Consider the following 23,911-nt stretch of genomic DNA (forward strand, 5'->3'; position numbering starts at 1 on the left):
TTCTATAAAGATGGCTAAAGTAAAAACCCGAAGTTAGGCATAAGGGTGCAGCATAACACATGCAGTAAATATCGATGAAATTCATACCATCGCGGCTGTTCCAGAGCGTCATTTTTTAGATCATTAAATATCCATTCTATCTCATAGCGAAGCCCAAACAGCCATCGGCCAAACCTCGTCTTCAAAAAGTATAGAAAGAACCAGTCCATAGGTATTTTTCTATTCCTCGTTGTTGCGGCGCTTGATGGGGGAAATCAATAGGATTTCTGATTGTTCTTCTGTCTGACGGGCCTTTTCGCTGCCATATGCAGCATCGCCTAGTGTTCATTTGATTCTCCGCTTCGGCAAAGAAGAAGGTAGTTCTGGAGCCACTGCGGCATTATTCCGATTTGCCGTTGTGCCAACACAGAGATAAGATGATTCCCTTGACAGCGGTACAGAGATGAATCTTATATCCTTTAAACCAATGGTATCGGTTAATCATACTTATTCACCTATCTTTAATTTTACAGAGTAAAGACCGACCTCTTTTGCCATTGAATTTATTAAACTATCGAATCCTGTTAGTTGAAAATATTTGTAGTTCCATTAGATTAGCTGAGGATTTTATAATAGAAAATAGTTGCATGCAATTCGCCACTTGCAGATTTCGCATAGTTAGGAATCCGTCCAGCCTGAATATAACCTATTGAAGCATAAAGATGATTAGAAGGGTCTCCTTCCCTTGTATCGAGAACTAATAATGACCTCCCCTCCTGTTTTGCTCTTTCTTCAGCCTTTTGCATTAGTGAACGACCAATGCCATTCCGTCGATAATTAGGATGTGTCATTAATTTTGCGATTTCGGCTCTATGCCCACCGTTCTGCTTAGTACATAAATGCAACTGTACACTTCCGACGATCTGATTGTTTATTTTAGCGACAAATAGAATCACTTCAGGGGTTAATACGTTTTCCCAATATTTTTTAGCATCTGAAAGTTTTAATGGTGGTAAAAAGCCAATCGACGCACCGTCTTCTACTACCTGTATCAGAAGTTCCGAAAGCTCATCAATATGTTCTTCAATTGATTTTAATTGTTCGATTTTCACATCACTAACCAACATCATCACCTCAAATTAGTTAAGCTATCTTCTTTAATTTAATACGAAGAATTTTTTTCTCACAACAACAATGTTAGATATTATTACAAGCACCATATGAATTACTGCTCTTTAATGAAACAATGATAATCATATTGAAAATTTAGCAAGATGAATGTTTTCATAAGTATCATTCACCTCAAAGGAGAAAGAAGATAGTGGCATATCTTTAATATTCTGCTTGGTGGATTCATTTCCTCGTTTATCCACGAATCAAAATCGAGCCAAATAGTTCTCAAGGTACTTACTTGCAGCATCTTTAAGCGTTCACTCCATTGTTTCAAACGACTGTGAACACCGTTCACAGCCTGAATGTGGTAGATGCCCTTAATGGCGTGCGTACCGTTAGACTTGATGAGATAATGCTTCAAGACTTTCTCTTTTGCGTAAATCTTAATAAGTTCTCCAAGCATTTGTAACCAATACATTATCGCTATGAAGTTTAGAGATGATGGCTTTGTCCTCTTGAGTTTTTAACCCATACAAGTCACTTTGGATACCGTGGATGTGGCTCGGTCACGAGCCGCAAGAACACTACTAATACCTCGATGTTTTGATTTACCACGCGTTGGCGAGACTTGCAAGCTGTAACATCATGTTTGCCTTTTTGGGAGTAAGAAAGTAGGTTTCATCCACTTCAACGATACCTTCAAATTGCTCGAAGTCTATTTGTTTTAACGCATTGAGCAGCTTGTAAAAAGCGTAACTCAAGTAACCCCTACGATTTCGGCAGATTTTCGTAGAGAATATCCCTTAATCATAAGCAATCCACTCATTGTTTTTACGAGTGCGATAGAGAGCAGTATGTGGCATATCAATTAAACGTTTTGCGACAACACTTGCATTTATAGCGTTGGCGACCATTGTATTTCCCGAAACGGACAACGAACTCACTTGCACAATGAGGACATTCAACTCCTCCTTGAAGCGAATTTCATGCAATTTATCAATCAGCCGGTCACCGACAGAACATAGCGTTTAAGCCATTGCTCGGCTTCCTTTTTTTGCGTAGGATCAATGTGCCTAAGAATTTAAGCAAGTTGTTGAATAACTTACTTATGCCCCTGCTAACCTCCTCGAAGCGTTCGTGTTCATTGGTTATAACATATTTTAGAAAATAATTGCCTTTAACAGAATCTAACTAAACGATGCTCCATTAACGGCATATGGTGGCGATGATCCCATCACTGCTTTAAAAAACTGCTCCCGAACCTTCGAGGCATGTCTATAGCTGCCATGAATGATTGTTTATTTCCTTATATTTTCATCGTATGAGCTGGTATTGTGTCATCGACGTGTGAACATCTCCAACTCTATATATCTGAAATAATTGCTCTTTGGTTATGGGGATAGCCTAATCATTTCTTGAATTGAATGGAGAATGTCGATACTCGTGTAATGATCGTTGGAGGGAGTGGCGATTTTTCGAGAGGTTCTGATACAGCCGAAGATATAAATGCTTACTATCTAACTATACAGGTGGTATTTGGACAAATCGGGTTGATCGAATGGCTCCTTTATTTCAGAAAAGAAAATAATATTTTTTGAATAACTTCACTATTATGGTCCGCTTATCTATAAGTTCATGTTAAATGCTATATCCTTTATAAACTTCTGGCGCTTCTTATAGTCTCAAACATGGCATCTATATTTTACAGATGCCATGTTTGTTTTTTAGGATGTTCCCGCTCTTGCCTACATTTGTTCCGGCGTCTCAATTCCTAATAGCCGTAATCCTTCTTTTAATACAATGGCTGCCGCCTGAACCAAGGCAAGGCGCGAGTTCAGTTCTTCATCTTTGACAAGGATTTTTGTGTGGGCGTAATAGCTGTTAAACGCTTGGGCCAAATCGATGACATATTTAGCAATCAAAGAAGGATCGAGATGTTCGTACGCTTTTTCAATCACACTCGGGAAGGAAGCAAGCAGTTTGACAATTTTCCAACTTTCTTCTGTAGTTAGTCCGTGAATGGTGTTTGTCACTGCTGTTTGAGCGTTTCGAAGAATGGAACAGGATCTTGCGTACGTATATTGCACATATGGCCCTGTTTCGCCTTCGAATTTCAGCATGTCTTCAAGTGAAAATTCAATATTGCTCGTTCGTTCATGTTTTAAATCATAAAAGATGACCGCGCCAACACCGACTTGGCGTGCCACTTCTTCTTTGTTTTCTAAACCTGGGTTTTTTGCTGCGATATTTTGTTTTGCCAGCGCGATCGCTTCCTTGAGGGCATCTTCAAGCAAAATCACGCGGCCTTTTCTCGTTGACATCTTTTTGCCGTCCTTTAACATGAGACCAAAAGGGACGTGAACCATCGTTTTTGCCCAATCGAAACCAAGCTTTTCGAGCACGGAGAACACTTGTTGAAAATGAAGGCTTTGTTCACGTCCGACGACATAAAGGGCTTTAGCAAACTGGTATGTTTCATAACGGTAAACTGCTGCCGCTAAATCACGAGTTGCGTATAATGTCGCTCCGTCTGATTTTTTAATGAGGCAAGGCGGCAATTCTTTTTCGTCAAGCCGAACAACCATCGCCCCATCCGATTCGCTTAATAAATTTTGTTCCTCAAGCAAATGCACAATGTGCTCCATTTTGTCATTGTAAAATGCTTCTCCGTTGTAGGAGTCAAACGAAACACCCAGCAATTCGTAGATGCGGGAGAAGTCTTTTAAAGACTCATCACGAAACCATTTCCAGATCCGGTGTGCTTCCTCGTTACCGTCTTCCAGCTTTTTAAACCATGCCCGTCCTTCACTTTCAAGCTGTTTGTCTGTTTCTGCCTCTTCATGAAATTTTACGTAGAGGCTGAACAGCTCCTTAATGGGATTTTCTTTAATTTTGCTTTCATCGCCCCATCGTTTATAAGCAGCAATTAATTTGCCGAATTGTGTGCCCCAGTCGCCTAGATGATTAATTCTTACTGCCTTGTAGCCGCATTTTTCGGCGATGTTGGCGATGGCGCTTCCGATAACGGTGGAGCGGAGATGTCCCATGGAAAACGGTTTGGCGATGTTCGGTGAAGAAAAATCAAGGACAATTGTTTGTTCTTTCCCAAATGATAAATCGCCATAATGGCTGCCTTGTTGTAAAATGGCTTCAACGACTTGCTTGCTGACAGCAGCTTTGTCTAAAAAGACATTTACATAAGCACCTTTTGCTTCGACCTTCTCAAATAATGGATCATTCATTTTTACGGCAAGCTCTTCGGCGATGAGAGCAGGAGACTTTCGAAACGCTTTTGCCAGCGTAAAGCAAGGAAATGCTAAATCTCCATGAGATGCATATTTTGGAGTTTCAATCAGTTCATATGCTTGTTGTTCAGTAAGCTGTTCGTCAAGTGAATCAGCGATGCGTTTGGCAAAATAGACCTTATAGTTCATGTTTCCTCCTCCTTTGAATTAAACAAAAAAGCCCGTCTCTTGATAGAGACGAGCTCGTCACCCGCGGTACCACTCTGATTGTTCGATATGAACCAGCTTTTGTTGTTAACGAGGGAGTTCCCCGGCCAGTCCTACTGACCAATCGGCGTTCAGACAAGCATCTCCGAAGGGCGCTTCATTATATAGTCCGCATCAGGCTTCCACCATCCCTGACTCGCTGGAGCTTTCTATATAACTACTCTCTTCGTCATCGAATTGGGTATTGACTTTTTTAGTATTATAATCATTTTTCCGGATTTTTCAAGTTACTTTTTGCTTGATTCGTTAATCAATGCAAGGAGTTTGTTTAACGCATCGTTTGCCTCGGACTTATTCATATTATCAATGTATTTCTGTCTGCCTCGGTATAAATGATAAATGGCTTTTAATAACGATTCGTTTGTCAGTTCTTCTTCCAACAGTACTTCGGCGTATCCCGATTTTTGAAAGGAACGGGCATTTAAAATTTGGTCACCGCGGCTTGCCCCTTTCGGAAGGGGAATGAGAAGCATCGGCTTTCTCAATGTAAGAAATTCAAAAATCGAGTTTGATCCGGCGCGTGATAACACGATGTCCGCCATCGCCATCAGATGAGGCAGTTCTTCGTGGACATACTCGAACTGTTTATATCCTTTTTCATTCGCAAATTGAGCGTCGACATTTCCTTTTCCGCAAATATGAACAATTTGGAAATCCGAAAGAAGTGTTTGTAGATTGGCACGCAATGCGTCATTAATGCGTTTTGACCCTAAACTTCCACCCATGACAAGAAGAACGGGCTTTCCTTTTTGAAACTGACAATACTCAAATCCTTGATTAGCATCTCCTTTTTTTAATTCTTCGCGCACGACCGCTCCTACGTATACACCTTTATGTTCCTTGACATGACGGAGCGTTTCTGGAAATGTAACACATATTTTTGTCGCAAACGGCATCGCGATTTTGTTGGCAAGTCCCGGTGTAATATCGGATTCGTGAATGATGGTAGGAATGCCATTTAACCAAGCTCCGATGATTACGGGGACGGAGACAAATCCGCCTTTGGAAAACACGATGCTTGGCTTTTCTTTTTTCATAATTTGGTACGCTTGAAGCGTTCCTTTGATGACCTTGAACGGGTCCTTAAAATTGTTCCAATCGAAGTAGCGGCGTAATTTTCCAGTTGAAATAGGAAAATACGGAACATCTTTCACTTGAGAAACAAGTTCTCGTTCGATACCGTTATGTGAACCGATATAGGAAATATCCCAACCTTGTTCTTTCAGTTTGGGGATGAGTGCTAAATTGACGGTTACATGACCGGCTGATCCGCCGCCGGTAAGGAGAATTTTTTTGTTCAATCTGATCACCTGTCTTTTATCATGATACAAAGATAGTGCCGCTTTCATTTTTTCCGTCTAGGCTCTCTCGGGCCAAATCATTGAAATCGCAGAAATCGGCGTAGAGCATGCGGTTTCGAGAGAAATGCGGCATTTGTGCTTTTCTAATTTGAAATATATGCCGATGAATCTTTGAATCTTTTCTTTTTATCACTCCGTATTGTATTATAGCAAAGAACAAGATGGAAATCTGCGAAAATCCTATAACTTACTATTTTCAATGGATGTTGCTGCTGTTAAAGTGGAAGAGTAGAGGTCGAATAAAGAGGTGGAATCTATGATTTGGCTGATTGCTTTTTTGTGTTGCTTTTTATTTTATGGAATCATTCCGACGATTCTTATTCGTAAAACTGGTTTTCGCATTTATAGAAAAGGAACGCAGTCGGGAATGATTGCGTTAACGTTCGATGATGGTCCCGATCCATATTATACGCCTCGTCTGTTAGATATATTAAAAAAACACCAAGTGAAAGCGACGTTTTTTATTGTTGGCACAAAGGCGAAAAAATATCCCGATATCGTCAAGCGAATTCATGAAGAAGGTCACGAAATTGGGATGCATAACTATCGACATATTAGCAATTGGTTTGTATTTCCACCTTTTTTACAGAGAGGATTACGGAAGTCGGCAGAGGCGATTGAACAAATTACAGGGCAACGTCCAATTTATTATCGGCCGCCTTGGGGGCATTTTAATGTATGTACACTTTTTTTGCAAAAGAAGTATCAAACGATTATGTGGACCAATATCCTTGGAGACTGGAAGCTACATGTCGGTGTGATCGAACTGTTTCAGCGATTAAAAAACAGCTTGAAAGATGGAGCGATTATTGTTCTCCATGATAGCGGAGATACGTTTGGAGCTGATAAAAACGCTCCGGAAAATATGCTTGCGGCATTAGAATTATTGTTAAAGGAAGAGGGAGCAAGAAAAATGAGATGGGTAACGATTAGCGATATGATGAATGCGCAAACTAAAAAACAGATTTCATCTGTTTAGAGAGAGGGATGTATGGATACAAATATCATTTTTTCGTATATCCAGTCGTATGGGTACTTGATTATTTTCCTCTTCCTCTTTTTTGGAATTGTCGGTATTCCTGCTCCAGAGGAAAGCTTGTTATTTTTTCTTGGCATATTAATTGCTCGACAACAGTTACTGTGGGAATATTGTTTTGTTGTTAGCTGGTGTGGTGCTACAATAGGAATGATAACAGCTTATGGTGTTGGCCGATTTTTAGGCCAGCCTTTTATTAAAAGATATGGAAAGTATGTAGGGATTAAAGAGGAAAAGTGGGAGCGAGCGAATCAGTTGTTTCAAAAGTATGGAAAATGGGTTATTTTATTTGGATATTACGTTCCAGGTGTTAGGCAAATTTCCCCATATATGTCAGGGGTTATCCAATTTCCGTTTGGTTCGTTTGTGTTGCTTGCTTCGATAGGTGCATTGTTATGGGTTGTTCCGATTATGTTAGTCGGAATGTTGTTGGGGCAACATGTTCATGTTCCACTCTTTTACCTTCCTTTAATCGGGATTGTGTTCTTCCTTTTGTTTTTGCTTGCTTTGTGGCTCAAGCAATTGTTTAGCAAAAAATCATTCGAAAATTAAAGGGAGCTAGCGATGATGAGAATTCTTGTATTACCGCTGTTTCAAATGAGTTCGGGCCATCATAAAGTCGCCGATACACTCATTGATTTTTTACAAAAACAATTTCCAACCGTCCTATGTAAAAAAGTAGATTTTTTAAGTTATTGTAATGAGTATATCGAAAAAGTTATTTCCGAAATGTATTTACGCTGGATTCGTTCACATCCTAAGTTGTATCATCATGTGTATAAAACGTTAATGTATCCGGATTTTGGACGGTTAGAATTCGTTCATCTCGAGCCATGGCTACCTTATTTTGAGCATAAAATGAAAAAAATGGTAGAGAAGGAACAACCTCAGCTGATTATTTGTACACATTCGTTTCCGTCGCGGATTTTGCAGCGCTTAAAAAAGCGAAAGGTTGTTAAAGCGCCTGTTATCAATGTATATACAGACTTTTTTATGAATGGGATTTGGGGAAAGAGAGGAATTGATTATCACTTTGTGCCCCACGCCGACGCAAAACGAGAGTTAATAACGAAATATCATATTAAGGAAGAGCAGATCATTGTAACGGGCATTCCTGTTCATGAAAAGCTGATGTCAAAAAAGGTTGAAAATAGGGGAAAACGACGTCCCTTCCATCTTTTACTGGCAGGCGGCAATCAAGGACTAGGAAATATGATAGATTTTTTTGAAAAAATGGAAGGTTCTCGTGCCTTTCAATATTCTGTTTTATGTGGAACTAATAAGAAGCTTTACGAGGAAATTTCAAGTTGGAGGCAACCACATATTCGCCCGCTTCCGTATATATCAGATATTGAGGAAATGAATTGCTTGTATCATGAAGTGGATGCAGTGATTACGAAACCGGGCGGAGTAACGGTGAGCGAGGTATTGCATAAACGGTTACCGCTATTTACGATTGGGTATTTACCAGGACAAGAACAAATTAATTTGCGTTATCTAGAAGAAAAAGGGCTGATTTACAATTTAAGCGGCCTTGACGATTATGAGCAAAGAATCCTGCACGTATTAAATGATGAAGTGGAACAAAATCGTTTTTATAAACGAATTGCTGAGTATTTTTCACAAATCGAAAAAACCGCTCAGGACGCCTTAAAAGAAATTGTTATGGTGTATGAGAGGGAAAATCACGTTCTCTTGAAATAACAGAAAACAGCACCATCTAACAGTGACAATAGAAGGTTAGATGGTGTTGTTTTTTCTAAATGATTAGAAATTATAAATTTTAATCGTTCATCGGTGTCTAGTTTCAGCGCCAAACCATTTTGCTGCTTGGATAAACATTCGTGAAAAACTTGCGCAAAGCATGGCATGACAACGTGATGCTTGAGAACTTTGTGCTCAAACCAGCTTCCTTGGAGCGACAAGCTGTCTAGCTGGTAAAGAGCGTTTGTCTACGCGGGAGCTTGGATGGCGACATTTCGCCGTTTGCCCGCAGGATGCGAGCAGTTTTTAGGCAAAATTGGGGCGCTTGAGCTTTTTTTATCAAGTAGCGAAACAACCTGTGTTGGTCATATAAAAGTATCATACGGGACGATGGAAAACGTGTTAAAATAAAGATTGTTGAAAAAAGATGAGGAGGAGCTCGAATGAAAACGAGACTTGGAATTTTATATGGCGGCAAATCGCCCGAACATAAAGTATCATTGCAAACGGCCATGGCGGTGATGAATGCCATTGATAAAAACAAATTTGATGTGATTCCTATTTATATTACAACGGAAGGACAATGGGTGAAAGGAGAAAAGTTGACGGGAGAAGTCAAGGATGTCAAGCAGCTTCAATTGAAGGCAGAGGAGAAGGCGATTTTACCCGTTGCTTTAAATCAAACACCGGTTGTAAAGGAAGCGGCTGCTGTAGTTGAAGGAACGAAGCAGCAAAAAGAAACCGTCATTGATGTGATCTTCCCGTTATTACATGGACCAAATGGCGAAGATGGCACCGTTCAAGGTCTGCTTGAGTTATTGAATATTCCTTATGTCGGAAACGGTGTGCTTGCCTCCGCCGTTGGAATGGATAAAGTGGTGATGAAAAACTTATTTGCGCAAGCGGGATTACGTCAAGCGAAATATGTGTCGTTTACAAAAAGCGAATGGAGAGAAAACGAAGAGGCAGCGTACGACAAAGTGGAACAGGAGCTCGGTTATCCTTGTTTTGTCAAGCCAGCAAATGCGGGGTCGAGCGTTGGAATTACGAAATGTAAAAAACGAGAAGATGTCAAAGAAGCGTTTGCAGAAGCGTTTAAATACGACCGAAAAGTGATTATTGAAGAAGCAATCGTCGGTCGTGAAATCGAAATCGGTGTCCTTGGCAATGACAAGCCGATCTGTTCGGTTGTTGGAGAAATTGTGCCGAAAAAGGAATTTTACGATTATCAAGCGAAATATGAAGACGGGGATACGGAATTGATTATTCCAGCTAACGTTACGGAAGAACAATATGAAACGATCAAACAGATGGCGATTAAGGCGTTTAAAGCATTGGATCTTTCCGGACTTGTTCGCGCGGACTTCTTCTTAACAGAAGACGGAGTCGCATATATTAACGAAATTAATACGATGCCAGGGTTTACACCGTTTAGCATGTTCCCGCTTCTTTGGAAACATAGCGGCGTATCTTATCCTGAACTTATTGAACGTCTCGTGCAATTAGCGATTGAGCGTCATGAGGAAAAACAGACGATTACCTATACGTTTGAAGTTTAGAAATGAAGGGGATACAACATGATTACTCGTACGTTACGCGATATTCAAGAAATGGTAGAGGGGCACGGTTTGTCAACATCGTTTGAGTCTCTAATCGCTCAAGGAGTTTCTACTGACACAAGAACGATTCAGCCTGGAAATTTATATATTCCGCTCAAAGGAACAACGTTTAACGGCCATGCATTTGTGAGTGAAGCGTTTGCGAAAGGGGCGTGTGCAGTGCTATGGGCAGAAAGTGAGCCGCATCCGCCGGAAAATGTTCCGCTTATTTTTGTTGACGACACATTACAAGCGCTTCAGCGTCTTGCCCATCGTTATCGTGAACAACTATCGGTAAAAGTAATCGGGATTACAGGAAGCAATGGAAAGACGACGACCAAAGATATCGTATCCGCTCTATTGTCAGCGAAGTATAAAGTGCAAAAAACGGAAGGAAATCTTAATAACCATATTGGTCTGCCATTAACGTTGCTCCGCCTTGAGGAAGATACGGAAATGGCCGTTGTAGAAATGGGAATGAGCAATTTCGGGGAGATTGAGCTCCTATCCCGATTGGCCAAACCTGATGCAGCCGTCATTACGAACATTGGCGAATCACATATGCAAGAGTTAGGTTCACGTGATGGAATTGCTCGGGCGAAGTTGGAAATTATCTCGGGATTAAACGAAAACAGTGTTTTTGTATATCATGGCGATGAGCCGCTTTTGGCGAAACGAGTACAGCAGATGGAATTGCCGTATCATATCATCACGTTCGGGAGCGAACAAAGCAATGACTATTATCCGCTCACCGTTTTTTTAGAAGCGAGCGGAACAGTGTTTACGGTCAATCAAGCACCTGATGCTTCATTCTTTCTCCCGATTTTAGGGAAACACCATGTGTATAATGCATTAGCGGCGATTGCTGTGGCGCGCTTTTTCGAAGTAAGCTGGGAAGAGATCAAGACAGGTCTTTCTGGCTTACAAGTTACTCGTATGCGGATGGAAGTGACAAAAACAAAAGGTGGATGGACGATTATTAATGATGCCTACAACGCCAGTCCGACATCGATGAAAGCGGCGCTTGAGTTGCTTGGAGAATTAACGGGATATGCCAAAAAAATCGCTGTTTTAGGAGATATGTTGGAACTTGGCGATAAGGAAGTTGACTTTCATCAACAAATCGGTGCGATGTTGCAACCGAATATAGCCGATTACGTGTTGACGTACGGAGAGTTGGCTCGACACATTGCTTTGGAGGCGCAAGATTCGTTCCCATCCGGGCGTGTAAAAGCATATGATGACAAAGATGCATTAGCCAAAGATCTCGTCTCTATGCTTTCTCCTAACGATGTTATTCTTTTAAAAGCATCCAGAGGCATGAAGCTTGAGGAATTGCTGAACTATTTGCAATAGCTGTTATTCAATTCGATATCGCCAAGCGGCAGTAGAGGGTGTAAGAGCGTCGATTTTGTGGAAAAGTAGGGATGTTGCTTCTTACTGTCGCTTTCGATTTTTCAAAGAAATGGTGATTTTCGATGATTGGCTGTTTATGTATACACGGGTTCACTGGTGGGCCTTATGAAGTAGAACCGCTTGCTAACTATTTGCGTGAAAAAACGGATTGGCTTATTGAGACACCAACCTTGCCCGGTCATGGTGAGACATTACAGCTCAAAGGAATTACATATGACCGGTGGTTTCGAGCCGCAGAAGAAGAATTGCAAAAGCTCATGGAAGAATGCGAAACTGTCTATGTCATTGGCTTTTCGATGGGAGGAGTCATTGCCGCTTACTTAGCGACGAAATATCGCATCGACAAACTTGTTTTGTTGAGCGCTGCGTTTTATTACGTGAATCCGCGGCAGCTGTTAAAAGATATGCGCGATATGATTCGTGATGGTTTGCGGCGAAAATTAAAAGAAAACCCATTGTTTGTACGATATAAGCATAAAATCTTGTTCACTCCCATTACCGCGGTATTAGAGTTCCGAAAGCTAGTGAGCCAAGTCCGTCCGCGCTTACCTGACGTACATATTCCTGTACTCATCGTTCATGGAAAGGAAGACGGGATTGTTCCGATAAAAAGCGCGCATTATTTATATGAAAACGTTGGTTCACCCTTAAAAAAATTGTGTTTTTTGCCTTCTTCTCACCACCATGTTTGTCATGGTCCTGACCGTGAACAACTATTTAAAGAGATAGAAGCTTTTCTAAAGGGAAATATTTGAAGATGGTATTTATTGCAAATGTGGTATGGAAATGGTATGATAACTGTTACAATGTCCAAGATGACATCGTTCGTTTTGGTACAGTAAGGAAGTAAAAGGAGTATGAATTACATTGACAACATTTCATGAATTAGGATTAAGCAATGAATTAATGAAAGCTATTAGTCGAATGGGCTTTGAAGAGACGACACCGATTCAAGCGGAAACGATTCCGTTAAGCATGCAAAATAAAGATGTCATTGGTCAAGCGCAAACAGGTACGGGAAAAACAGCTGCGTTCGGCATCCCGCTTGTCGAAAAGATTGATACGAAAAATGACGCGATTCAAGGGCTGGTTGTGGCTCCAACTCGTGAATTAGCGATTCAGGTATCCGAAGAGTTATATAAAATTGGTGCTGTCAAGCGCGTTCGTGTGCTGCCGATTTATGGCGGGCAAGATATTGAACGGCAAATTCGCGCTTTAAAAAAGCGTCCTCATGTCATTGTAGGAACACCGGGGCGAATCATCGATCATATTAATCGAAAAACGCTTCGTTTAGAGCGCGTTCATACTGTTGTGTTAGATGAAGCGGATGAAATGCTGAACATGGGCTTTGTCGACGATATCGAAGCAATTTTAAGCCATGTACCAACGGAAAGACAAACGTTGCTTTTTTCAGCAACAATGCCAGAACCGATTCGCCGTATTGCAGAGAGGTTTATGAAAGAACCTCATCTTGTTAAAGTTAAAGCAAAGGAAATGACTGTTCCGAATATCGTGCAATATTACTTAGAAGTTCAAGAAAAGAAAAAATTCGATATTTTAACGCGCTTACTAGACATTCAAGCGCCGGAGCTTGCAATTGTATTTGGACGCACAAAACGGCGCGTTGATGAGCTAGCGGAGGCGTTAAATTTACGCGGTTATGCTGCTGAAGGGATTCACGGTGATTTGAGCCAAGCGAAGCGTTTATCCGTGCTTCGTAAATTTAAAGAAGGTGCCATCGAAATTTTAGTGGCAACCGATGTGGCTGCGCGCGGATTAGATATTTCTGGAGTGACACATGTTTATAACTTTGACATTCCACAAGACCCAGAAAGCTATGTGCACCGCATTGGTCGTACAGGTCGCGCTGGAAAAACAGGGGTGGCGATGACGTTTGTGACGCCGCGTGAAATCGGTCAGCTTCATAATATTGAACGAACGACGAAGCGAAAAATGGAGCGTATGAAGCCGCCAACGCTCGATGAGGCGCTAGAAGGCCAACAGCGCATAGCGATTGAGAAGCTGGTGTCGGTTGTTGAAAGCGAAAACTTATCTTTTTATAAACGTGCTGCTGAAGAGTTATTGGAAGAACATGATTCCGTCTCTCTTGTGGCTGCGTGTATTAAAATGTTGACAAAAGAGCCGGATACGACTCCAGTGACATTGACGGAAGAGCCACCGCTGCCGGTAAAAAAAGAGAAAAAACGCATGAATCGCAAAGGTGGTCAAGCAAAAGAACGAACAAGAAAACGTCGCGTCGCTCGCTAAACGAAAAAACGGTGCCATAGGCGCCGTTTTTGTTTTTATATATAAAGATAAGAAAGTGTAAATGTGAAATGACCGAAGCCAAATAAAAGGATGAAGCGCTTTTTCGCCTTGTTCATGATTTAAAGAAGTTTGACGACATCGGATGGATCGATAGGACAAGTTTTTTATTCGTTAACCGCTAAATATTAGCGGTTTTTTTCTGTATACTGTATATAATAGTGGAGTTTTTTCTATATCGAAAGCACCTGTTTTCACCACAGTAGGCTTAACCGTTAGGAATGATTGTTGAAAACAGAAAGGAGAAACCGATGAGAGGGGAACCGAAACACCGAATTAGCGAGAGAGCGTTGCGTGTATGGAGAATAGACGGGATGATTTCCTCATGCGTATATTGGCTTGGCTTTTTTGTAGTGTTAGGGCTAACGTTCGCTTTTCATTGGCCGTATTGGATTAGTATGGTCACCTTCGTGCTCTCTGTTTTTGCCACTTATCTTCTTGTATGGCTGTTTCCGGCTTTGCGTTGGAAACGTTGGCGTTATGATGTACATGAGCACGAAATTGAGGTTCAGCACGGAATATATGTGATAAAACGTACTATCATTCCGATGGTGAGAGTTCAGCATGTTGATATGAAACAAGGGCCGCTCCTGCGCAAATATCGTCTCGCGACCATCTCGATTTGGACAGCGGCAACAGTTCATGAAATCCCTGCTTTAGATGTGGAAGAAGCAGAGGCGTTACGCGATCGCATTTCTGTGCTAGCAAGGATGGCTGATTCAGATGAATAAACCTCGTCGTTTGCATCCGATTGCTTCACTCATTTATTTTATCAAAATGGTTCGCGAGTGGATTATTCCGTTTGTGGTTGTACTTGTGTTTGGAAAAAATAATCACCCATCATTTTTGGGGCTAAAATGGGTAGGAGTGAGTATCGTTTTATTGATGTCATTGATCGTAGGAATCGCCTCTTGGTATCGGTTTACATACCGAATTGAGCAAGGGGAATTGCGAATTGAATATGGGGTATTTGTAAGAAAAAGGCGCTATATTCCCCAAGAGAATATCCAGGCAATTCATATTTCTTCTGGCATTGTGCAACGGTTATTTGGTCTAGTGAAATTACAAATTGAAACAGCGGGTGGGAACCAAGAGGCGGAAGCAGTATTAACAGCAATTACACGAGAGGAAGCGGAACGATTAAGAGTACTTTTACTTCAAGACGAATTTTCAGTAGAGAAAGAAAGCACTGAAGCGCTTTTATGCTATAAGGCGGCTTATAAAGACTTATTGATTGCCGCTTCTACATCTGGGCGCCTCGGAATTGTGCTCTCCGCCATTGGCGCGCTTTTCAGCCAATTTGACGAATGGATTCCGTATGAAGCGATCTTTCGGAAGCTCAGGCAGTTTGTGCATTTGGATGCGGTGCTTCTTATTGTAGCTGCTGTAGTTGTTGTTACGTTAGCGTGGTTCATTTCCATTTTGATAATCGTGGTAAAATATCGCCATTTTACGGTGCAAAGAAAAGGAAAGGATATTATCATTTCACATGGATGGCTTGAGAAGCGACAGTTTACCATTCCACTCGCTCATATTCAAGCGATTCGCATTTCACAAAACCCTGTTCGCGAGCTGTTCGGTTATGCGGCGGTGTATATTGAAAGTGCCGGAAGTACATTTGAAAAAGATGCAAACTATTCGACTATGTTATTTCCTCTTGTGAATATGAAGGACATTAACGAGCGTTTAGAAACGTTTGTACCCGGTTATACGATTCCGTCTTCGTTTATATCTCTCCCTCGTCGGGCGTTACCGCGCTATTTGCGGCGGGTGATGTTGTTTCCTGCTATATGTATATTCATCATATGCTATTTTTTTCGCCCGTGGGGATACGCGTTATTATTAGCGTTATTGCCGCTAGTATGGTTAGGATATGCACGTTATAAGGATGGCGGCTGGAATATAGCTGGATGCCAGTTAGCCCTTCGCTATCGCTTGGTAACCAAAACAATCGTTCTTTTAGAAAAGCAGCGAATTCAATCGCTAGAGAGGAAACAATCGATCTTTCAGCAACAAAAGAAGCTAGCAACCGTCGGTGTATCGATTCGTTCCGGCTTGCATTCAAAACGATTTTCTGTCATTGACATGAGCGAGAACGATTTGTGTAGGATAGGGGACTGGTATCGACCTAGCGGCGATATAGATGAAGATTGAAAGCGACAAACGGCGCGATGATCGCTCCTCCTAAAAAACCGAAAAGATGGGCGACGGTATTCATATTCGGCGTTGTGATGGTCATAAAAAAACCGATGCATAATACAGCGATAATGATGTGTGCATGCTGCTGATCGATAACATCGTTTCGGAATATGATTAAATAACTATAGATACCAAACAGGCCGAAAATGGCTCCAGAAGCGCCTAAATGACTATACATTGCGGGTAAAAGAAAGAGTGTTGCAATATTGGCAAATAGCCCGCTTCCTATATAAGCGATGATGAACTTCCATTTTCCTAACATTTTTTCTAAAGCCGGACCAAACAAAAGAAGCGAAATCGAGTTGACAATCATATGCCCAAAGTGGAGATGTAAAAACAGCGGGCTCACTAACCGCCAATATTCCCCTTTCCACACAGCAGCGTTAAAGCCGATTAAGGTTTTCAAAATTGAATCAGTTGCCGGGGTATTCAAAAAGAACATAAACCAAAATAAAAAGTGGGAGGAAACAAGGATCGACACCACTGGATAGAGACGAAGGAATGTGTGAACATTTTCTGTACGGGTAAACATGTAACTCGCTCCTCTTTTTTATAGCTTGTTTACTAAAATGTATGTTGGACACAGAAAGGATAGAAGATGATGATTGTTGGAATTGGCATTGATATTGTAGAGATAGGACGAATACAGCAGTTAATGGAACAAAACCAAAAGTTCATCGATCGAATTTTAACAGAGGAAGAGAAATTGATCTTTTCTCAACTGTCGAATGGACGAAAAGCCGAATTTCTTGCTGGACGATTTGCTGCAAAAGAAGCGTATGCAAAAGCATTCGGGACAGGAATTGGGGGAAGCTTATCATTTCAGGATATTAAGATTTTAAATGATGAGCACGGAAAACCAATCGTTATTTCTAAAACAGATGAACATCGTGTTCATGTTTCAATTTCGCATAGCCGCGATTACGCTGTTGCCCAAGTAATTATTGAACGCTTGTCATGCTAGTCTGCATATTCAACCAACCTGTCTCATATATTTGGTAATGCATATAGGAGAGCACGTCTCCTAACGTTGATATGAGGCAAAGGGGTTGAAAACATGAGGAGAAACTTGTTTGGCGTATTGCTGGGCATCGTGTTGCTGTTGGCGCTAGCTGGATGTGGGACGAAATCGCAAGAAGATGTAGTGAAAGCGCTTGATGAAAAGATGGATGAAGTATCAAGCTATCGGGCAGAAGCAAAAATGACGCTCAAGACAGGCTCAGATTCACAAGTATATAACATAGAAATTTGGTATAAGCAGCCGTCGTATTACCGCGTTAGTTTAAAAAATGCTAAGAAAGATCAAAGCCAAATCATTTTACGCAATGATGAGGGGGTATTTGTTCTTACTCCGGCATTAAACAAAAGTTTCCGCTTCCAAAGCGATTGGCCAAAAAACAGCAGCCAGGCGTATTTGTATGAATCGCTAGTGAAAGACATTTTAAGTGATTCAAAAGCAAGCTTTAAAGCGACGAAAGACCATTATGTATTTGAAACAAAAACCAATTATCCAAACAGCAACATTATTCCAAAACAAGAAATTACTTTAAACAAAAAAGACTTAGCTCCAGTATCTGTGAAAGTCATGGATACGGATATGAATGCCCTTTTAACGGTGGAGTTTTCTAAAGTCGAATTTAATAAAAAATTTGATGAGAATGCATTCGATACAGCCAAAAACATGACAGGAGCGCGTTTAGAAGTGCCGACGATGGCAAAAGGAGAGACCGATGCATTAGAAGTGATGTATCCGGCTGATCTGCCATCTGGCGTTGAGCAAGTGGATGAAAAAGAGATCGCCACAGAAAACGCCAAACGAGTCATTATGACGTTTGGAGGAAAAAAATCGTTTACATTAGTTCAAGAAAAAGCGCGTGTATTGCCGGCAACAAGTACACCAACTCTCGTAAACGGCGATCCGGTAGATTTAGGATTTGCTATCGGTGCACTCACGGATCATTCACTCACTTGGTCATATAAAGGTGTTGACTTTATGATTGCCTCTGACGATTTAACGCCGGAAGAAATGGTCATGATTGCTCGTTCCGTACAAGGAAAGGCTACTAAATAAAGGATTTCCGTACAGGCTCAAATGAATAGAGCCTGTTTTTTGTTGAATATAAGTTTACCTCGAAAAATTCGGTTTTTTCGTTGCTCCTCTTACAGATACAGTTTTCTAATCAGCGAAAGATCGGTGCATGACAAAGGCTAATGCCCGCTCTTTTATGTAAATCGTGAAAGAAACAATTATCTTTTGTTGACATTACCACCATAAGAGACAATAATTTTTATATAATGATTGCGAATAAGGAAGTGCATAACAAGATGAATGACTCATTTTACCGTGATACATGGGCAGAAATTGACTTAGATGCGATTAGTCATAATGTTTCTTCATTGAGGGAATTTTTAGGGAATGATGTAAATATTATGGCGGTTGTGAAAGCAAATGCGTACGGGCACGGCGATGTACAAGTGGCTAAGACAGCTCTTGAGGCCGGCGCTTCATATTTAGCTGTAGCGTTTTTGGACGAGGCGCTCGCATTAAGAAAAAAAGGAATGGAAGCTCCCATTCTCGTATTAGGTGCTGTTCGGCCTGAATATATCAATATCGCCGCACGCGAACGAATTACGCTTACGGTGTTTCAAACAGAGTGGCTTGAGCAAGCAGCGCTCCTTTATCAAGAAACCATTCCTATTTCTTTTCATTTAAAAATGGATACGGGAATGGGGAGAATAGGGGTAAAAGACGAAGCAGAAACAAAACGAATTGTTGAGATGATCGACCAACATCCTTATTTTTCTTTGGAAGGGGTTTATACTCATTTTGCAACGGCCGATGAAGTAAATACAGATTATTTTTCTTTTCAATATCAAAACTTTTTGCGAATGTTGGATTGGCTTCCTTACAGGCCGCGTTTTATTCATTGCGGAAATAGTGCAACAAGCTTACGGTTTCCGGAAAAAGTGTTTAACATGGTCCGCTTTGGAATTTCGATGTACGGCTTAGCACCTTCCCCTGAAATCAAACCATATTTGCCATACAAGCTAAAGGAAGCGTTCTCATTGCATAGCCGCATTGTCCATGTGAAGCAGTTGATGCCCGGGGAAAAAGTAAGTTACGGAGCGACTTATACAGCGGAAACGGAAGAGTGGGTAGGCACGGTTCCAATTGGGTACGCTGACGGATGGCTTCGGCGCCTTCAACATTTCCATGTTCTCGTTAATGGAACAAGGGTACCGATTATCGGGAGAATTTGTATGGACCAATTGATGGTTCGATTGCCCGAAAAAGTTCCTGTAGGAACACAAGTGACACTCATCGGACGACAAGGTGATGCCTATATTTCTATCGATGAGGTTGCTCAATACCTTGGCACGATTAATTATGAAATTCCTTGTACAATAAGTTATCGAGTTCCCCGTATTTTTTTAAAAAAGAAGAGTATAATGGAAGTGAGAAATCTTGTTTTAGATGGCAAGGGGTATGTATAAACTGAAAATTTTTTCAGACGATAATAGGTAGAAGAACGGGAATGGCTTTGCATCGCCGTTATTTAATGGTATTATGAAGTGGGAGCAACTAATTGGCTGCAGTTCGTGGAGGTGTATGTTCGTGTCTGAATCTAGCGCAACAACGGAGATCGTCGTTCGTTTACCTCAAGCATTATTAACGGAATTGGATGTGCTTGTGAAACAAGAGAACGGCAATCGCAATGAACTTATTTATCAAGCGACTAAAATGTATATTCGCGAGCGGAAAAAACGGCAAATTCGCGAAGCGATGAGACGCGGTTACATGGAAATGGCAAAAATTAACTTATCCATTGCATCGGAAGCGTTTCTTGCAGAATATGAGGCCGACCACACCGTTGAACGTTTAGTTAGCGGGGGGTAATGCTTTGATTGTTAAACGTGGCGACGTTTATTTTGCGGACCTTTCCCCGGTAGTTGGCTCAGAGCAAGGAGGCGTTCGTCCGGTATTAGTCATTCAAAATGACATCGGAAATCGCTTTAGTCCGACGGTCATCGTGGCGGCGATTACGGCGCAAATCCAAAAAGCGAAGCTACCAACACATGTTGAAATCGATGCAAAGCGCTACGGATTTGAACGAGATTCCGTCATTCTTTTAGAACAAATTCGTACAATTGATAAGCAGCGACTAACGGATAAAATTACTCATCTAGATGACGAAATGATGGATAAAGTGGACGAAGCATTACAAATTAGTCTAGGTCTGATTGACTTTTAATACATCGAATTTGTTTCAGAACAGGGCAGGTCGCACGCAATCGATCTGTCCGGCTATGCAAATATACTATTGGATGGAAATAGCTGCATCGTTTGTAGCTATTTTTATTTTTTTACTTTTGGTAAAATAAAAATTATCAAACAATTGGAGGTTAATGAATTTGTCAAAAGCAGAATCGCTCATTCATGTGATTGCGAATGAATTGCAGCTTTCAGCCCAACAAGTAAACAATGTTATTTCGCTTTCTGAAGAAGGAAATACTGTTCCATTTATCGCTCGTTATCGGAAAGAGTTAACAGGTGCCCTAGATGAAGTACAAATTCGCAATATACTCGAGAAATGGAACTACTTGCAAAACCTTGAACAAAGGAAAGAAGAAGTATTACGTCTCATCGATGAGCAAGGAAAATTGACGGACGAGCTAAGGGATGCTATTTGTGGGGCAACCAAGCTGCAACAAGTCGAAGATTTATATCGTCCATACAAGCAGAAGCGGCGCACAAAAGCAACGATCGCCAAAGAAAAAGGGCTTGAACCGCTAGCGGAATGGTTGTTCACGTGCCCGATAAGTCCGTCGCCAGAGGAAAAAGCAGCTGAGTTTATCAATCCGGAAAAGGAAGTGTTGACGGTAGAAGAAGCGCTCCAAGGCGCCAAAGATATTATCGCAGAAAAAGTTTCCGATAATGCACAGTTCCGACAATGGATTCGCGAGCAGACATGGAAAAAAGGGATTATCGTTTCCACAGGAAAAGACATAGAGAAAGATGAGAAAAAAGTATATGAAATGTACTACGAATACGAAGAACCGATACATAAAATCGTTCCGCACCGCATTTTAGCATTGAACCGCGGAGAAAAAGAAAATGTGTTGCGCCTTTCGATTCAAGCACCTGTCGAGGAGATTCTTACATATTTACGAATCGAGACGATTACAAATGATCAATCGCCTGCTGCTCCTCTCCTTTTAGAGGCGATCGAGGACGGGTACAAGCGTTTAATTGAACCGTCAATTGAACGGGACATTCGCAATGAATTAACGGAAAGAGCTGAAGAGCGGGCCATTCATATTTTTGCTGAGAATTTACGCAAGCTGTTACTCCAACCGCCTTTAAAAGGGAAAATTGTTCTCGGTATTGACCCTGCGTATCGGACAGGCTGTAAACTGGCTGTTGTAGACGAAACGGGCAAGCTGTTGAAAGTCGATGTGATATATCCCCATCCACCTCATGAGCGGTTGGAGGAGGCGAGAGAAAAACTTATTCGCATCATTCAAGATCATTCTGTGCAAATGATTGCAATTGGGAATGGCACGGCGTCACGTGAGACGGAACAGTTTGTTGCCGATACGTTAAAACAGGTACAACAAGAAATCTTTTATCTGATTGTCAGCGAAGCAGGAGCGAGCGTATATTCTGCTTCTGATCTTGCCCGTCAAGAGTTCCCGGATTTACAAGTAGAAGAACGGAGCGCTGTTTCCATCGCGCGGCGCGTGCAAGACCCGCTTGCGGAACTAGTGAAAATTGACCCAAAATCGGTAGGCGTTGGACAGTATCAGCATGATGTCTCACAAAAAAAGTTAGCTGAATCATTACACTTTGTTGTTGAAACCGTCGTAAACCAAGTCGGTGTCAATGTCAATACTGCGTCTGTGTCTCTTTTGCAATATGTATCGGGTTTATCCAAAACCGTTTCTGAAAATATTGTTAAGCGAAGAGAAGAGCAAGGAAAATTTAGAAATCGTAGCGAATTAAAAACGATTCCAAGGCTTGGAGCGAAAACATACGAACAATGTATTGGCTTTTTGCGTATTATGGATGGGGACGAGCCATTAGACCGAACCCCCATTCATCCTGAACGATATGATGAAGTGAAAAAGCTGTTACAGCAAATCGGCTTCACCACTGCAGATATCGGAAGCGAAACGCTTCGGCAAGCACTGCAAACGCTCGCGGTTAAAGAAACGGCTGAAGCGCTCGGTATTGGAGAATTAACGTTACGGGACATTATTGACGCACTTATTCGTCCGGAACGCGACCCGCGTGACGAATTACCAAAGCCGCTATTGCGAAAAGATATTTTAAAAATGGAAGACTTGAAAAAAGGAATGGAATTGGAAGGAACAGTGCGTAACGTCGTCGATTTTGGAGCGTTTGTCGATATCGGAGTCAAGCAGGACGGTCTCGTTCATATTTCGAAGCTAAGTAAACAATATGTACGGCATCCACTTGACGTTGTATCGGTAGGTGATGTCGTTAAAGTTTGGGTCGAGGATGTCGATGTGGCAAAGGGGAGAATCGCCTTATCCATGCTTCCGCCGGAGATATGAGAAAAAACACTGCCTTTATGAGCAGTGTTTTTTCTGATAAAAAAACCAGCATTGATTTAATAATTTAATTTGATAACGATTTTTCTCATAGTAGGCCCGTCTCATTTGATTTTTTAACCATGTAGGCATAGACAATAACCTCCGTTATGAAAAGGTTAGTATATAATGTATGTATAGGCAGGTCGTCCTGTGTCAAAAAAGGTGGGAAGAAAATGGAGCAAAACGATTTGCAGCAGCTCGTGGAAAAAATATCTTTACAATTTTTCGGAAAACCATTTCAACACCAAGCGTTGTTCAATTCTAGGTTACGAACAACAGGAGGACGGTACTTATTACGTTCGCACAACATTGAAATCAATCCAAAATATTACGAGGCATTTGGAGAAGAGGAACTCGTTTCAATTATTAAACATGAATTGTGCCATTATCATCTTCACTTAGAGGGAAAAGGTTATCGGCATCGCGATCAGGATTTCCGCATCTTATTACAGCAAGTGCAAGCACCGCGATATTGCCGACCGCTTCCTCATCAAATGAAAAAAACAGCTAACAAGTTTTACGTGTATATTTGTTCAAATTGCGGCCTTGAGTATAGACGGAAAAGGCGAGTGAACACAAGTAAATATGTTTGTGGGAAATGTACGGGACGATTAGAAGCTTTATTTTAATAATAATATAGGGAAGAAGATAATTATGGATGAACGCAACTAAGAAGACTCTTATCAAAAGAGTAAAAATAGGGAAGTATACTTTTAGGAGATAATGGAATAGGGGCGAGGAGAATTAGCGGGAGAAGTTACTATTCGGAAAATGAAAAAAGAGCTAGAGTTAGACATTGATTGACCACCTATTAGCAGTAAATGAATGCAGTATGATTGATGATCAAATTGAGACAGGAAATGTCATTTAAAACAGGTAGGGCTCTTATAAACCCATTTGGATTCATATCCCCCCTAGGAGAAATCTCTTTAATTAATGTATTGCTTTGCCCGCAAATTATCATTATAAGATTAAGCTACATAAATTTTTTTAAAAAACAGTTGACATCAATGGAGTATATGTGCTAAATTATAAAAGCCGTCGCTGATA

The 23,911-nt window shown here is 41.2% G+C and carries 22 protein-coding genes, 2 pseudogenes and 1 other annotated feature; of the genes and pseudogenes, 17 read left to right on the forward strand and 7 right to left on the reverse strand.

Features of this window, described 5'->3' with window-relative positions:
- Positions 1–14: 14 nt before the first annotated feature.
- The 5 genes and pseudogenes from ISX45_RS20435 to ISX45_RS17020 all read right to left on the reverse strand — a co-directional run.
- Positions 15–475 (reverse strand): annotated as a pseudogene (locus ISX45_RS20435) (transposase); the annotation flags it as partial.
- A gap of 118 nt (positions 476–593) precedes the next feature.
- Complete coding sequence (locus ISX45_RS17005) at positions 594–1,109, reverse strand: GNAT family N-acetyltransferase (protein WP_228485571.1); 516 nt, start codon at positions 1,107–1,109, stop codon at positions 594–596.
- Positions 1,110–1,232: 123 nt separating this feature from the next.
- Positions 1,233–2,202, reverse strand: a pseudogene (locus ISX45_RS17010) (IS1595 family transposase).
- Positions 2,203–2,837: 635 nt separating this feature from the next.
- A complete protein-coding gene (gene argS, locus ISX45_RS17015; protein ID WP_194519476.1) occupies positions 2,838–4,526 on the reverse strand; it encodes an arginine--tRNA ligase in 1,689 nt (562 codons plus the stop codon).
- A 41-nt stretch (positions 4,527–4,567) separates the two neighbouring features.
- Positions 4,568–4,786 (reverse strand) — a binding site (T-box leader).
- A gap of 45 nt (positions 4,787–4,831) precedes the next feature.
- Complete coding sequence (locus tag ISX45_RS17020; protein ID WP_194519477.1) at positions 4,832–5,905, reverse strand: undecaprenyldiphospho-muramoylpentapeptide beta-N-acetylglucosaminyltransferase; 1,074 nt, start codon at positions 5,903–5,905, stop codon at positions 4,832–4,834.
- 316 nt (positions 5,906–6,221) lie between these two features.
- Here ISX45_RS17020 and ISX45_RS17025 point away from each other — a divergent pair, with 316 nt between their 5' ends.
- The 10 genes from ISX45_RS17025 to ISX45_RS17070 all read left to right on the forward strand — a co-directional run bounded on the left by ISX45_RS17025 (position 6,222) and on the right by ISX45_RS17070 (position 16,198).
- Positions 6,222–6,944, forward strand: coding sequence for a polysaccharide deacetylase family protein (locus tag ISX45_RS17025; RefSeq protein WP_194519478.1), 723 nt, complete (start codon positions 6,222–6,224; stop codon positions 6,942–6,944).
- Positions 6,945–6,956: 12 nt separating this feature from the next.
- Positions 6,957–7,553 carry a DedA family protein gene (locus tag ISX45_RS17030; RefSeq protein WP_194519479.1) on the forward strand — a complete coding sequence of 199 codons (597 nt, stop codon included), beginning with the start codon at positions 6,957–6,959 and terminating at the stop codon, positions 7,551–7,553.
- A 12-nt stretch (positions 7,554–7,565) separates the two neighbouring features.
- Complete coding sequence (locus ISX45_RS17035) at positions 7,566–8,705, forward strand: MGDG synthase family glycosyltransferase (RefSeq protein WP_194519480.1); 1,140 nt, start codon at positions 7,566–7,568, stop codon at positions 8,703–8,705.
- Positions 8,706–8,969: 264 nt separating this feature from the next.
- Positions 8,970–9,116 carry a hypothetical protein gene (locus ISX45_RS17040; RefSeq protein WP_181557057.1) on the forward strand — a complete coding sequence of 49 codons (147 nt, stop codon included), beginning with the start codon at positions 8,970–8,972 and terminating at the stop codon, positions 9,114–9,116.
- 32 nt (positions 9,117–9,148) lie between these two features.
- Positions 9,149–10,264: a D-alanine--D-alanine ligase gene (locus ISX45_RS17045; protein WP_194519481.1), complete on the forward strand. Its 1,116-nt coding sequence runs from the start codon at positions 9,149–9,151 to the stop codon at positions 10,262–10,264.
- Between the two features lie 18 nt (positions 10,265–10,282).
- Entirely contained in the window at positions 10,283–11,659 is a 1,377-nt protein-coding gene (locus ISX45_RS17050; protein WP_194519482.1) for a UDP-N-acetylmuramoyl-tripeptide--D-alanyl-D-alanine ligase, read from the forward strand.
- 122 nt (positions 11,660–11,781) lie between these two features.
- Positions 11,782–12,474, forward strand: a complete 693-nt coding sequence (locus ISX45_RS17055) for an alpha/beta hydrolase (protein WP_194519483.1) — start codon at positions 11,782–11,784, stop codon at positions 12,472–12,474.
- A gap of 151 nt (positions 12,475–12,625) precedes the next feature.
- Positions 12,626–13,987, forward strand: a complete 1,362-nt coding sequence (locus ISX45_RS17060) for a degradosome RNA helicase CshA (protein WP_407649763.1) — start codon at positions 12,626–12,628, stop codon at positions 13,985–13,987.
- Between the two features lie 308 nt (positions 13,988–14,295).
- Complete coding sequence (locus ISX45_RS17065; RefSeq protein ID WP_181557062.1) at positions 14,296–14,775, forward strand: PH domain-containing protein; 480 nt, start codon at positions 14,296–14,298, stop codon at positions 14,773–14,775.
- Positions 14,768–16,198, forward strand: coding sequence for a PH domain-containing protein (locus ISX45_RS17070; RefSeq protein WP_194519485.1), 1,431 nt, complete (start codon positions 14,768–14,770; stop codon positions 16,196–16,198). The genes ISX45_RS17065 and ISX45_RS17070 overlap by 8 nt, the downstream gene beginning before the upstream one ends.
- Here ISX45_RS17070 and ISX45_RS17075 read toward each other — a convergent pair.
- The gene (locus ISX45_RS17075) at positions 16,173–16,775 is read right to left on the reverse strand and encodes a rhomboid family intramembrane serine protease (protein WP_181557064.1); all 603 of its coding nucleotides are present in this window, start codon (positions 16,773–16,775) and stop codon (positions 16,173–16,175) included. The genes ISX45_RS17070 and ISX45_RS17075 overlap by 26 nt on opposite strands.
- Positions 16,776–16,844: 69 nt before the next feature.
- Between ISX45_RS17075 and acpS the strand changes: the two genes are divergently transcribed.
- The 6 genes from acpS (at position 16,845) to ISX45_RS17105 (ending at position 22,822) form a co-directional block, all read left to right on the forward strand.
- A complete protein-coding gene (gene acpS / locus ISX45_RS17080) occupies positions 16,845–17,207 on the forward strand; it encodes a holo-ACP synthase (protein ID WP_194520738.1) in 363 nt (120 codons plus the stop codon).
- A gap of 93 nt (positions 17,208–17,300) precedes the next feature.
- Entirely contained in the window at positions 17,301–18,314 is a 1,014-nt protein-coding gene (locus ISX45_RS17085; protein ID WP_181557065.1) for a LolA family protein, read from the forward strand.
- 254 nt (positions 18,315–18,568) lie between these two features.
- Positions 18,569–19,738: an alanine racemase gene (gene alr / locus ISX45_RS17090; protein WP_194519486.1), complete on the forward strand. Its 1,170-nt coding sequence runs from the start codon at positions 18,569–18,571 to the stop codon at positions 19,736–19,738.
- Positions 19,739–19,859: 121 nt separating this feature from the next.
- Complete coding sequence (locus ISX45_RS17095; protein WP_181557067.1) at positions 19,860–20,141, forward strand: CopG family ribbon-helix-helix protein; 282 nt, start codon at positions 19,860–19,862, stop codon at positions 20,139–20,141.
- A 4-nt stretch (positions 20,142–20,145) separates the two neighbouring features.
- Positions 20,146–20,496, forward strand: coding sequence for a type II toxin-antitoxin system endoribonuclease NdoA (ndoA, locus tag ISX45_RS17100; RefSeq protein ID WP_003253417.1), 351 nt, complete (start codon positions 20,146–20,148; stop codon positions 20,494–20,496).
- A gap of 160 nt (positions 20,497–20,656) precedes the next feature.
- Positions 20,657–22,822 (forward strand): Tex family protein, encoded by a 2,166-nt coding sequence (locus ISX45_RS17105; RefSeq protein WP_228485572.1) that lies wholly within the window; start codon positions 20,657–20,659, stop codon positions 22,820–22,822.
- A 15-nt stretch (positions 22,823–22,837) separates the two neighbouring features.
- Here the strand turns inward: ISX45_RS17105 and cmpA are convergent, their stop codons facing one another.
- Positions 22,838–22,951, reverse strand: a complete 114-nt coding sequence (cmpA, locus tag ISX45_RS17110; protein WP_012748966.1) for a cortex morphogenetic protein CmpA — start codon at positions 22,949–22,951, stop codon at positions 22,838–22,840.
- Between the two features lie 83 nt (positions 22,952–23,034).
- On the opposite strand from cmpA, the gene ISX45_RS17115 reads away from it, so the two are divergent.
- The gene (locus ISX45_RS17115; protein ID WP_181557070.1) at positions 23,035–23,490 is read left to right on the forward strand and encodes a SprT family protein; all 456 of its coding nucleotides are present in this window, start codon (positions 23,035–23,037) and stop codon (positions 23,488–23,490) included.
- The last annotated feature ends 421 nt before the right edge of the window (positions 23,491–23,911 follow it).

The organism is Thermaerobacillus caldiproteolyticus (assembly GCF_015326725.1).
Lineage (GTDB): Bacteria > Bacillota > Bacilli > Bacillales > Anoxybacillaceae > Thermaerobacillus > Thermaerobacillus caldiproteolyticus.